The sequence below is a fragment of the Stieleria sp. genome (assembly GCF_041595215.1).
GTDB classification, from domain to species: Bacteria; Planctomycetota; Planctomycetia; order Pirellulales; family Pirellulaceae; genus Stieleria; species Stieleria magnilauensis.
On the sequence record NZ_JBFHKV010000003.1, the window covers coordinates 16,895 to 29,815 of the forward strand.

The window sequence follows — 12,921 nt, forward strand, 5'->3', positions numbered from 1 at the left end:
GATCTGAGCGGTCAGAACAACATTCTGCCCCGTCGGGTTTTGAAATATCCGCAGCAGTCCCGCCAGCGACGGGGCGTTCCGGGTTATCATATCGGGTCAATTCTCAGCCCGTCGTCGACGATGCTGAGCCCCCGCAACGGTAACTCATCCTCTTGATCTGCAAAGAGATTTCCAAATGAACAGACTCACTCGCCGCCAATTTGTCGGCTCGACCGCATCCGCCGCTGCCGCCCTGACCGTCACGTCTGCGTTGCCGGGCCGTTCGCTTCTCGCGGCCAACGCGAACGACGAAATCAACCTCGGATTCATCAGCTGTGGCGGACGGGCCGGTCAGTTGATGGGACAATTCGAAAAAGTCGAGGGCGTCAACATCGCCGGGCTGTGCGATGTCGATGAAAATCGATTGGGCGCGGCCAAGCAGCGTTTCCCCAAGGCTCAGAGCTGGACGGATCTGCGCGAGTTGATCGAATCACCGAGCATCGACGCCGTGGTCATCGCGACGTGCAATCACTGGCACTGCTTGGCTGCGATCTGGGCGATGGAAGCCGGCAAAGATGTGTACGTCGAAAAACCGCTTTCGCATAGCCAGTGGGAAGGGCGTCAGACGGTGGCGGCGGCACGCAAGTACAACAAGATTTGCCAAATCGGAACGCAGCAACGCAGCGACCCGATGCAGGCCGAGATCAAACGGTTCCTGCACGAAGAAAAGGCGTTGGGCGAGATTCAGGCGGCGCGGGTCAATCGCTACGGCGTCCGTCCGTCGATCGGCCGCCGCGACACCCCGTTGGAAATCGAAAAGAACGTCGCGTATGACCTGTGGCTGGGACCGGCCGCCGATGAGCCGATCTACCGCGAAAAACTGCACTACGATTGGCACTGGGACTGGAACACCGGTAGCGGCGAAATGGGCAACTGGGGCGTCCATGTTCTGGACGATTGTCGCAACAACATCTTCCAAGACAGCGTGGCCTTGCCCCAGCGTGTCCTCGGCGGTGGTGGTCGCGTCGTGTTGAACGACGCAGGCGAAACCCCCAACGTCCACTTCGCCTATTTCGATACCGGATCGATTCCGGTGGTGATCGGGCTGAGCAACTTGCCGTCCCAGCCCGGCGGCAAGAAAAGCCCCTCCCATCCCGGCCCCGCCAGCGGCTACATGGCGTACTGTGAAGGCGGCCGGTTCGAAGGCCAACGTGGCGGCGCGGCCGCCTATGACAGCGACGGCAAAAAGATCAAAGAGTTCAAGGGCAATCGGGGCGACACCGTCCACCAACAGAACTTTATCGATGCCGTTCGCGCCCAGGATCGCAGCCTGCTCAACGCCGAAGTCGCCGTCGGCAACGACAGCACCGGATGGTGCAATTTGGCCAACGTCGCCTTCCAGGCGGGCGAAAGCTTTAGCCGTGAATTGGCCGGCGAGGTCAAACTGGACCAGTGGGACGGGCTGCTCGGTGAAATGGATGAACACCTCGCCGCGCATGATCTGAAACTGGACAGCAGCGAGATCAAGCTGAGCCCGATGTTGTCGTTGGACCCGCAGACCGAACAGTTTGTCGGCTCCGATGCCGACGTCGCCAACGGGTTGCTCCGCCGCCAGTATCGCAAAGGGTACGAAGTTCCCGAGATCGTCTAGCAGGAACTCGCCTACCATGCCGCCCGCCCCGATGGATCGACTCGTGTTTTTTCGCGCCCTCGCGGCGACGTGTCTATGCATGGCGTTTTTCGCCGCGCCGGGTCTTGCCACCGCGCAGGGTGACGCCGCGCAGGGTGGCACGAGGCGTCAGGCCGCAGTCGAATCCGGCGATGTCATCCACAGCCTGCTGGATTTGAAACGGCATTACGGGCGAACGGACGTGGAGTCACTTCCGGTCGATTTAGTCGCTCGGGTCAACTACTGGGACGTACGCGACCGAGCGGTGTTTGTGCAGGACCAACACAGCGCGATCTACCTGTCCGTTCCGTTCGTCCAGTTTGAGCGTCACAGCCGCCTACCGCCTGGCACCCGCATCCGCGTGATCGGTCGCTTGGTGATGGACGGTCATTACGTTCAAGTTGAAACGGTCGAAGTCTCCGATGACGTCGTCCCCGTCGAACCCAAGTCGCTCCGCATCGAAGACTTGACGCTGGGCAATCGATGGTCGCAGCGGGTCAAGACGACCGGCGTCGTGCGCGAGGTCGCCCGTTTCGGTGACCGTTGGATCGCTTCCTGCACGTCGGGCGATGCCTCGTTTTTGGTTCACCGTTTCGAAGAGAACGCGATCTTCCAATGGACCCGTTTGATCGGTCACGAAGTGGAGATGGAAGGGACGTTGATCTGCGAAGTCGATTCGGACGGACAGCCGACTCGATACATCGTCGAGATGAACGAATTTGATTCCCCCTTGCGACCGATTCGGCACGTCGATGACATCGTCTCGGTCGCCGATGCGGAGAGTAGAACGATCGAACAACTTCGCACCACCGACACGATCGCAGGCGGGTTGTACCAGACCAGCGGTCAAATCACTTCGGTCGCGGCGGGCGACGGCTATTTGATTGAATCCGAGGGCGCTGGGATTTTCATCGCCACCGCGATGGCCCGAGAAGATGCGGCGGGGCACTTGGTGGATGTGACCGTACGCCGCCAGGGGACCAACCAGTTTCAAGCCGTCGCGCTTCATTCCAGGGCTTTTCAGACCGTTCCGCCGCCGCAGCGTGACGAGGCTCAATCCGTTGAGTTGTCGCTGCTTCCCTACCGTGCGACGATCGAAGCCGATTTCATTTTTTCACTCAGCCAGGACGACGAACGCATCATCATGCTCCGTGACGGCGACACGGAGTTTGCGGCGACGTTGACGGTCAACGACGCGACCTGGGAAGACCTCTCGTTGGAAAACGCTCGCCGTGTCGCGGTCACGGGGATGGTGTCCACGGCGCCGCCCGGGATGACCGAGCTGGAGCAAGATTTTTCTCCCGAGTTCATCGTAGAACTGGAAGGCCCCGATGGAGTGCTGGTCGTATCACGCTGGTGGCAATTCTCGCGTTCGGCGGGGATCTCCGCGCTGGCATTGATCGCGGTTTTGGGGGTCGCGGGCATGCTCTGTTTCGCGACGCTGTGGTTTAGATTGCAACGAACGGTGCGAACCAACCGCCGATTGGAATTTCAATTGCGCGAGAGCCAGAAAATGGATGCCCTCGGTCGACTCGCCGGTGGCGTCGCCCACGACTTCAATAACCTGTTGGCCGCGATCGCATCGAATTTGGAATTGATCGACATCGGGGCTCCCCAAAACGACGATCAACCCAGCCACTGTTTAGCCTCGGCCCGCCGGTGCACGGCACAGGCGACCAAACTGGTTCGCTCGCTGCTCGGTTTCACCCGTCAGACGAATCTCGACTTGCAAGTCGGAAATCTTAATGACGCGGTCGAAGAGGCGGTGCTGCTGGCCAAGACGTCGCTGTCACCCGATGTCGTCGTTTCGCTGCAATTGAGCCCCCGGCTTCCGCCATGTCGATTTGACCACGCCCAGCTGGAACAGGTGTTGCTGAATCTCTTGTTCAACGCCCACGACGCCTTGGGCCGGCAAACCGGAACAATCGTTTTGCAGACCGATCCGTTTGTCGACGCCGACGGTTCCCCGTTCACGCGCATTCAGATTCGCGATGACGGTCACGGCATGGACCAGGAAACCCGTGCCCGTGTCTTTGAGCCGTTCTTTACCACCAAGAAAGTCGGCGAAGGCACCGGATTGGGACTGGCGCTTTCTTACGGCGTGATCAACCAGCACGGGGGAACCATTGATTGCCAAAGCGAGTTGGGGCACGGAAGCGTCTTCACGATCCTGTTACCCGCTGCGATCGATGCGCCAACGCCGGCCAAGACACACGGCGACGCCACGCCGTTGAACCAAAGCGCAAAACGTTTCTCCACGTCCACCGAAACCTGCGCCGAACGGGACGAACTGCTGCGCGTCGATAACGCCGAGCAGGCGACCAAGTCTCCGCCCGTTGACGTCGCGATGGAAATCCTGCTCGTCGACGATGACGACGAGGTGCGTCGCGTCGCCAAGTTAAGTCTCGAAGCGATCGGTCACCGCGTGACGGATGCCGCGGGCGGCCGCGAGGCGATCGCGAGGGTCCAGCACGGCGAGACCTTTGATGTGGTCATCCTGGACTTGATGATGCCCGATGTTTCCGGGGCTGAGACCTTTCGACAACTCAAGGCGATCCGTTCGAACCTGCCGATCATCGTCTGCAGTGGCCTGTTGATCGAGATCGAAAAACTCAAGCAGGTCTCCGGCAGGAAGCCCGATGCGAGTTTGTCCAAGCCGTTTCAATTAGCCGATCTTCAGCACAGCTTGCGACAAGTCTGCCCGCAGCCACGTTCCAGGACGGACGCATTGCAAGCCGGCCCCGTCAGCGGCGGCTGAGCTCTTCCTGGACGCGTTGCGGCGTGGCAATGCGGCGTGGACGCGTTGTCCGCCATGCGGCAAAGAACGAAAGCAGAGCCAGGCAAACGGCGGCGCCGACGATTTGCCCCAGAACGCCCGGCGGCAACCGTCGTTCCACGGCCGTTGCCATCGTGAATGCCCAATTGGTGACCTGCCAGGTCGGATCGTAACTGAGCGGTTGGTAATCGTTGTAGTGCAGCTCCAACGAATACGGGACCAGCGCCGTCATCACGGCAACGACAATCAAAGCAGCCAAGCCGACTTCGACGCGAGGATTGTTGCGCAATCGGACCGCGAACATCACCACTCGCACGGCGACAAGAAAGCTGACCAGGTAGGCCGGGTACAGAATCGCCGGCACACCCAACAGCAGCCGCAGCTGTCGTCGCATCGACCCGCCGACGTTGGCCGTTCGCAGCACCCAATCCAGTGACAAATACTGGATCGACGCCAGGATCGCGATTCCGAGGATCGCGAAGACCAGTCCGGTCGTCGGTCCCGGGGTGAGCCACGTTAAAAACAGTCGGCCCAGAAAACTGCTCGGCAATTCTCGTCGAATGCGCGGCGTGATGGTCGAGCGCTCGCCCACCATCAAGGCTCCGCAAAAGGTCCACAGTCCGGCGATCACGAGTAGCCCGGCGACGTAGACCGAGATCCCATCACTGCCCAGCACGAGCATCGCCGCGGCAATCGTGGCGACGCAGATCGTCGTCAAAACCAGCAGCGACAGACGCAGCGACGTGGAACGGTTCTCCGTTTCCGGCGTCAATTGAGCCGCCGTGGCGGTCAACAACAAATGCCCCAACGATCCCGACAGCGCAAGCGTCGCCAACACCGTGAACAACAACGCCGATGCGGAGAGCGGATTGCCGTACAGGATCATCCCGACAACCATCGAACTGATCCCGTATTCGGCAAGCACGAGAATGAAGATCAGGACCAACATCGTCGCCACGCGTCCGGATCGGCCACGCGCCAACGGCGCGAAGAACAATCCGACCACCGTCAGCAACGATCCGGCCACCGCCAACGAAGCGACGATCAGTAGCGTCGTCGGCAAGTCCACCCCACGCAAGGAATACGCGTAGGCCAAACAGGGAAACAGGGTGACGAAATACAGCAACATCTGCAGCGATGCACTTGCCAATTTGCCCATCACGATCTGCCAGGGAGACAGTGCGGTGATCGACAACAACTCCAACGTCCCGTCGTCGATTTCGCTCTCCAAGGATCGATACGCCGCCAACGGCACCACCATCATCATCGGCAGCGCCAGCACCGCGTAATAACCGATCATCATCCGTGGCGCCGACGGCGTCGTGTAGATTTGCGGCATCAACGAAAGACTGCCGGCAATCGTCCACGCCAACGCCGCAAACAGGATCATCGAAAACGTGACCACAAACTGTCGGCTCTTGAGCGACTGACGCGTCTCCTTGACCAAGATCGGATTGATCGCATCGCCCACGCGCTCGCACCACCGATCCAGCCGCGCAAGCCAATCCGCCCCCGAACCGGCGTGCGTGCTATCGATCGTGTTGTCTATCGTCGCCATCGGGACATGCAGGGAAGGGGAGGAAGAAGTGGGCAGAAAAAGGGGAAAATCTCAAATCTAACAGCTAACAGCTAACAGCTAACAGCTAACAGCTAACAACCTACTGAACCAAGCCTTCGGTCACCTGCAAGAACAGGTCTTCCAAACTTTTCTTATGCGCGGTGACTTCGGCGACTTGAAATCCTTGGGTGACAAAGTGCGTCACGATGGCGGCCTGGTCGTCCGGTTTTCCGCTGAATCCGAAGCGAACGAATTGCCCGTCCAGGATCACGTTGTCGATCGCGATATGGTCCTCCAGACGTGACAGCGATTCGGTGATTTCGTCGTGGCGATTGAGGATTCGCAGGGTCAGCTCGGATTGGTTTTGTGTTTCGCTTTGGATCTGCTCGACGCTGCCGGTCGCCAGCAGTTTGCCCTGTTCGATAATACCCACCGCGTCGCACATTTCGGCCAATTCGGTCAGGATATGGCTGCTGATCAGGATCGTTTTGCCGCGGTCGGCGAGTTCACGAATCATTCGTCGCAATTCGATGCGGGCTCTCGGGTCCAGACCGGCGGCGGGTTCGTCCAGAATCATCACGGCGGGGTCATGCACAAGTGCCCGGCCCAGGCACAGACGCTGTTTCATTCCCTTGCTCAAACCGCGAATCGGTTTGGTGGCCATCCCGCCGGTGCCGGTAAAATCCAGCACCCACTGCAGTCGCCGGGTCCGCTCCCGCCCCACCAACCCATAGGCCCGGGCGAAAAAATCCAGGTACTCGCGGCAGTTGACGTCGCGATAGGTGCCGAAGGAATCGGGCATGAACCCCAACCGTTTGCGCACCAGTTCGGGATCGTTGACGACGGAGAATCCGTCGACGAAGGCGTCGCCATAGCTGGGCAAGTCCAGCGTCGCGAGGATCCGCATCGAAGTCGTTTTGCCGGCGCCATTGGGGCCGATAAAACCGAACACTTCGCCGCGGCCGACGCTGAACGTGACGTCGTTGACCGCACGGGTGTCGCCGAAAAAACGATGCAGTCGTCGCAGCTCGATGCACTCGGAGTCGTTCGTGTGCACACCGGCGTGTGGGTCGACGGCCGCCTCGGCCCGCACCCGCGGTGTCGCCGATTCACCGGCTGCCGATTCGTTGGACGACGATTCGTTGGACGACGAGTCGTCGGACGCCGTGTCGCCGGACGGGCGCGCGGTGGCGTTGCCGTCGTCGAGTTCGTGGTCGGTGAAACTCATTGCAGCGTCCCCATCACATAGCGGACGCTGGCGACCTGCTCGGCATCCGCGATGGCGACGACGTCGGGGCTGGCCGCACCGATGCCGATAAACATGCCCGGCGGCAATTCACCACGCACAAACAGGCTTTCGTTGAGCCAGTGTTCAAACACGCCGTCGGTCACGACGAGCCCGTTGCGGCTGATTTCTTTGTTGACATAAAGCACCAGGTCGCGGATCCGTCGACTGCCTTGCGACCGCCCCGACTCGCTGACCGCGCCCACCGGTCGATGCCGGGTGTAGAGGCGTCCGAGCAACTTCGATGCGTCTTGAGTTTTGGGAATCCAGCCGGCCGAAGCGGTCTGGCCGGCTTTGATGGAGTCGGTCGACCAATAGCGACCGTCGGGCGAACAAACGACCAGATCGCGCAATTCAAAAGGCAGCGAACTGGACAGTTCAATCGAACGAGCATTGGGGACCTGACCGGAAGAGTCGAACGGTTTGAGTCCGTTGATCGAGAGTGTCCCCACGCCGCGGCGGACTTGATGGGTGACGAACTGGGTCTGGGTGCGAGACGGCAAAAACGCAGCGTCCAGCCACTGGTCGTCGGCGTCGATGTCGGCGTGCAATCGCACCTCACCGACTTCGCTGCGCAGGTCCCGCCATCGCTGCTGGCCGCCGTTGGGGTACGCCATGACTTCGGCGTCACCGGCGAATCGCAGTCCCGTGCGGGGGCTGATCCCGGAAAACAGTGTCGACCGGGTCCGCTCGATCGCATCGCCGCTGGCGCCATCGATCCAGGTCAATTGCCGCACGCGAACGGTCGTTCCGAACCCATCGGAGATGATGCTGTAAGCGAACATCGCGGCGGTCGTGACCAATGCCAGCGCCGGCGCGATCAGAAACATCAAATGCGACCGATGGCCGCGCGTCGTCCAACGATAGGCGACTGGGCCGACCAGCAACACGAACAACGTCAAAATTCCCATGAACGTGTAGACCGGCGGTTCGGCGACTCCGGGAATCAGCCACCGGCGGCTGCGGAAGTCACCCATGATCGGATCAACGCCCCGGGTCAGCATCGTCGAGCAGCGATAACCGATCAATGTTTCAAGCACATCAAAGGCCAGCAGCGAATCGATCGACTCGGAGGGGATCCCCACCACTTGACCACCGCCGACAGATCGTCGGTAGCCTTGCTTCCAATCCGAATCAAACGCTTGAATCCGCGCTTCAACCTCTTCGGTCCATTTCCCGGTCGCGACAAGCTGTGCTTCGGAAAAGCGTTCACGGGTGCTCGGCCCCAAGATGACCATCGAATCGCCGCCGCCCATCGAATCGCCGCCGCCCATCAAATCGTCCCCGCCCATCGAATCGCTATCGCCTACGGGAAGGGAAAGGATGCGTGGAGCGACCGGCAGCGGAGCGTTCTGCGATGGCTCGGACGCCGAGGACAACACCTCTCGAAATCGCTTCAACGAATCGTCCATCGTCGATGCGACTGAAGTGATCAGCGCGGCGAACCCGTCGTCCTCTGCCTTCTGTTGCACCAACTTCAGCTGCAACGACCGAGCCAATTCGGTCGCATCGGGGGCTTGCAGCACGACCAGCGTTCCCCCCATCAAGACCCAATCGCGGATCGCCTCGATCGCTTGACGCTCCGCCGTCGCCGTGCCCCCGGCTTGCCCCGGCGTCGGCGTGTCGAGTCGGTCACCCTGTAGCAGTCGGTCACCCTGAATCACGATGCAATCGATGTCACGCAGCAGACGCCAATCCGACGGCAGCCGCTGCAGTGACACGGTTTGCAGCGCCGGACTTCGCCTGGAAATCAACGACCGCCCGGCCCGACCCGGCCGATCGAATGAGATCGCGTCGGCCGGTTTGCCGATCGGCTTGGGATCCGTGTCCACCAACAGGAAATTGCAGATCAGTTCATTGGGCAACACGGTCGCGGGGGATTGGATCGCGTAGCCGGGAAAGGGGTTACCGACTTCAGCGGCGTAGGGTTTCAGCGGGGCGCCGTCCTCGACAATTTCGATGCGATAGGAGTTGCCGATCGTCCACTTCGGACACGATCGCGATAGCACGACCTCGGTTTGCCCCTGTGGAAAGGTCAGCGGAAACTCCGTCGCGATTGCGCGGCCAGCGGGCAGATGGCGATCGATCGGAGTCAGCCGAATCGACAGTTCTCGATTTGCCGTCAGCGGCCCCAGCGTCGACGTCAGCGTGACGTCGACACCGACATAGCCGACGCCGATCAGATTGCTCACCTGGATCGTCGCTTTGAATCCACTGCCGCCGGCTCCGTTGCCTGCATTGGGCAGCACGACTTGATGGGTGGAGAGGATTTCAGGAACGCTGAACTGGGCGTTGGCGGAGGTCGCCAGCGCGGCCAGGACCAGTGCCAGCACCGCGGCGGCCCGCATACACCTGCTGTCTGACAAGCCAGGCGGCGGAGCAGACGGTGCCTGAATGGGGGCCGAGATCGGATCGTTTGGGGAGGGCATCGCGGGGGTCAATTCGACGGCTCCCGCGGTGCGAAGATCTGCGGCGGCAGCTGATCGTCGGCAAACGGGCTGGCGGCGTCGGTTTCGTCGGTGGCTGCGAATGGATAGAGCAGCAAGAACCAGCCGATGATTTGAAAATTGATCAACCAGATCGTTTCCTGCAGCAAGGACAACATGCCCAGCGGGATCCCCAGCAATCGCGTCATGGCCAGCGCGATCCCGATGACCAGGGCCGTGACCCCGGCCACTCGCGGCAGAAACGAAACCGCCCAGGAGAGCAGGAAGATGAATGCGGAACAGACGAACATGCAGACGGCAAAGAACAAACCGACAGCCGCGGCCGTGGCGTAGGGTCCGCCTTGGTCGGCGGCGTACACGACGGCGATCACGACCGCCGAAAGCGCGGTCAGGACCAGCAACGACTGAAACGAAATTCGTGGCAGTAAGCGACTGCGGAGCACCGGCTCGGTGGCCGAAACGCGTCCGCGGGGTAATTGCTGGTCCATCGCAACCCAATTGAAAAGAAGACGAGGGCGTCTCGCTGGCCCCTAATGGCACCATTCTAACAAATAGAGAGCCGTTGTAGACCGCCGCGTGGCAGGAAATCGCCACGGGCATGTGCCCCCGGCGAGCCAATTCGCTGGAAAACGCCCCCCCTTTGCCCCCCGGCGATCCTTTGCCCTCGACGAACCGCACTGCCGATCGCTAAACTCTCCCGCTTCGATCCCCTTTCCCTGCCCGATCACCCGTTTTCATTCCAAGCCATTCACCGTGATTCTGATTCTCAAGGGCGGAGTGACCGACGAACAAGTCGACCACGTCATCGAGCGTGTCGAAGCGATGGGCTTGAAGGCGCACCTGTCGCGCGGGACGTTTCGGACGATCGTCGGCATCATCGGCGATGAGTCGAAGATCGTGGTGGAATCGGTGCGTTCGATCCCGGGTGTCGCGCAAGTCGTCCCGGTGCTCCCGCCCTATAAATTGGCCTCGCGTGAGGCCCACCCCGAATCCAGCGTGATCGATGTCGGTGGGGTCAAAATCGGCGGCGGACACATCGGTATGATCGCCGGCCCGTGCAGCGTCGAAGAAGAAGACCGCATGCACCGCATCGCCGAACAGGTCGCCAAGGCCGGTGCGAACATTTTCCGCGGCGGCGCGTACAAGCCGCGGACCAGCCCCTATGCGTTTCAGGGACTCGGCGAAGCCGGGCTGAAACGACTCCGCGAAGTCGGCGACGCCCACGCCATGCCGGTCGTGACCGAGGTGACCGATCCGCGTTTGGTCGAATTGGTGGCCGAATACGCCGACATGCTGCAAGTCGGTGCCCGAAACATGCAAAATTTCGCGTTGCTCAATGAAGTCGGCGCGTCGAAGCGGCCCGTGTTGCTCAAACGCGGCATGTCCGCCACCGTGACCGACTTGCTGATGTGCGCCGAGTACATCCTGTCCAAGGGCAATCCCAACGTGGTGCTGTGCGAACGCGGCGTGAAAGGATTTGACCCCGCGACCCGCAACCTTTTCGACGTCGCGGCCGTACCGCTGGTGCAACAACTCAGCCACCTGCCGATCATCGTCGACCCCTCGCATGCCACGGGGAAACCCGAACTGATTCCCGCCTGTGCGATGGCCGGTTTGGCCGCCGGCGCCGACGGGGTCCACGTCGAAGTGCACGATTGCCCGGAAGTCGCCAAAAGTGACGGCCCGCAAGCGTTGCTGCCCGAACAATATGCCGAATTAGCGAGCCAGTTGAAGTCGCTCGCCACACTGCTTGGAAAAACCGTATCCCCCTTGCCGGAGAAGACTGCGTGAGCCGCCGAACGATTATCGCCGGAAACTGGAAAATGAACACGCGTGCCGCTGGCGGCGCGCAACTGGCTCAAGGCATCGCCGATGCCGTCGGGGAAAACCCGACGGTCGAAGTCGTTGTCTGCCCACCGTCGGTCTACCTGAGCCGCGTCGGTGACGTGTTAGCCGGATCCGCCGTCAGCCTGGGAGCACAGAACCTGTATCCCGCCGCGGACGGTGCCTACACGGGCGAAGTCAACGCCGCCATGTTGTGCGATAGCGGCTGCCGCTACGTCATCCTGGGACACAGCGAACGACGCGCCATCCTGGGCGAAACCGATGCCCAGATCAGCGAAAAACTGGCCGCCGCGCTGGCCGGCAACCTGGTCCCGATCGTCTGCGTCGGCGAAACGCTCCAAGACCGCGAAAGCGGCAAGACCGAAACGGTCGTCGAAACGCAACTCCGCGGCTCGCTGGAAGGACTCGATGAAGCCCGCGCCTCGGGCGTCGTCATCGCCTACGAACCCGTCTGGGCCATCGGCACCGGAAAAACAGCGTCGCCCGAACAAGCCGAAGAAGTCCACGCGTTCATCCGCAAGCTGCTCGGCGAGATGTTCACCAACGACGTCGCACAGCAGATGCGAATTCAGTACGGCGGCAGCGTGAAACCGGATAATGCCAAGGAATTGCTCGGCCAACCGAATATTGACGGCGCCCTCGTCGGCGGTGCCAGTCTAAAAGTGGATGACTTCGTCGCCATCATCAATGCCGGCTGATCCGATCAGCCCTTTTACCGTCCAGAGACAGACAACGGATTCGCAATGACCACGCTTACCAATCAGACCTTGATCCTGGGTTCACTCGGCAGTGCCGCACTGGGCTGGCTGATGTTCATCCTCTCGGTGTTTTTGATCCTGCTGATTCTCGTCCAACGCGGCAAAGGCGGCGGATTGACCGGTGCCCTGGGCGGCCCCGGCGGTCAAAGCGCCTTCGGCAGCAAAGCCGGCGACACGTTCACCCTGATCACCGCCGTCTCGGCCATCATCTGGGGCTTGGTCTGCGCCATCGCGATGTACTCCCTGGGCGTCCCGCCGCTGACCGCCGACGAGGCCGATTACCCGATCGACGACACCCCGGCACTGAAATCATCCGCCGATGAAACCACCGGAACCACCGGCAGCGGTGGTCTGAGCGGGCTGAGCGGTTTGCTGTCCGACGAACCCACCGAATCCGGTGGGGATGCCGCAGCCGACACCGGAAGCGAACCGGCGACCGGAACGCCCACGATGGAATTGACACCGGCCGAAACCGCCCCCGCGGTAGAGACACCGGACGAAACCCCGGCGGAAGCACCAGCGGACGAAACCCCAGCGGACACGTCTGAGTCAACGCCCGAATAGGCCACTGGCCGACACAGCGATTGGGCAACACTTGCGTCCC

At 61.3% G+C, this 12,921-nt stretch carries 9 protein-coding genes; 5 read left to right on the forward strand and 4 right to left on the reverse strand.

The genetic code is table 11. The features are described 5' to 3' along the window. Window positions 1-175: 175 nt before the first annotated feature. Window positions 176-1,630 carry a Gfo/Idh/MocA family protein gene (locus ABX749_RS00255; RefSeq protein ID WP_372894252.1) on the forward strand — a complete coding sequence of 485 codons (1,455 nt, stop codon included), beginning with the start codon at window positions 176-178 and terminating at the stop codon, window positions 1,628-1,630. Window positions 1,631-1,646: 16 nt separating this feature from the next. Beyond that, window positions 1,647-4,406, forward strand: a complete 2,760-nt coding sequence (locus ABX749_RS00260; RefSeq protein WP_372894253.1) for an ATP-binding protein — start codon at window positions 1,647-1,649, stop codon at window positions 4,404-4,406. Here ABX749_RS00260 and ABX749_RS00265 read toward each other — a convergent pair. The 4 genes from ABX749_RS00265 to ABX749_RS00280 form a co-directional block, all read right to left on the reverse strand. Further along, window positions 4,393-5,982: an ABC transporter permease gene (locus tag ABX749_RS00265; RefSeq protein WP_372894254.1), complete on the reverse strand. Its 1,590-nt coding sequence runs from the start codon at window positions 5,980-5,982 to the stop codon at window positions 4,393-4,395. The genes ABX749_RS00260 and ABX749_RS00265 overlap by 14 nt on opposite strands. 100 nt (window positions 5,983-6,082) lie before the next feature. Continuing rightward, window positions 6,083-7,210 carry an ABC transporter ATP-binding protein gene (locus ABX749_RS00270; protein WP_372894255.1) on the reverse strand — a complete coding sequence of 376 codons (1,128 nt, stop codon included), beginning with the start codon at window positions 7,208-7,210 and terminating at the stop codon, window positions 6,083-6,085. Beyond that, entirely contained in the window at window positions 7,207-9,615 is a 2,409-nt protein-coding gene (locus tag ABX749_RS00275; protein WP_372894256.1) for a hypothetical protein, read from the reverse strand. The genes ABX749_RS00270 and ABX749_RS00275 overlap by 4 nt, the downstream gene beginning before the upstream one ends. Before the next feature lie 89 nt (window positions 9,616-9,704). Next, on the reverse strand, window positions 9,705-10,202 hold the full coding sequence (locus tag ABX749_RS00280; protein ID WP_372894257.1) for a hypothetical protein: 498 nt from the start codon (window positions 10,200-10,202) through the stop codon (window positions 9,705-9,707). Between the two features lie 265 nt (window positions 10,203-10,467). On the opposite strand from ABX749_RS00280, the gene aroF reads away from it, so the two are divergent. From aroF to secG, 3 genes are read left to right on the forward strand one after another with little or no spacing between them, the layout of a single operon-like run. Then, the gene (aroF, locus tag ABX749_RS00285) at window positions 10,468-11,505 is read left to right on the forward strand and encodes a 3-deoxy-7-phosphoheptulonate synthase (RefSeq protein ID WP_145212192.1); all 1,038 of its coding nucleotides are present in this window, start codon (window positions 10,468-10,470) and stop codon (window positions 11,503-11,505) included. Continuing rightward, entirely contained in the window at window positions 11,502-12,257 is a 756-nt protein-coding gene (gene tpiA, locus ABX749_RS00290) for a triose-phosphate isomerase (RefSeq protein WP_372894258.1), read from the forward strand. Before aroF ends, tpiA begins: the two co-directional genes overlap by 4 nt. Window positions 12,258-12,302: 45 nt before the next feature. Continuing rightward, window positions 12,303-12,881, forward strand: a complete 579-nt coding sequence (gene secG, locus ABX749_RS00295; protein WP_372894259.1) for a preprotein translocase subunit SecG — start codon at window positions 12,303-12,305, stop codon at window positions 12,879-12,881. Window positions 12,882-12,921: the final 40 nt, after the last annotated feature.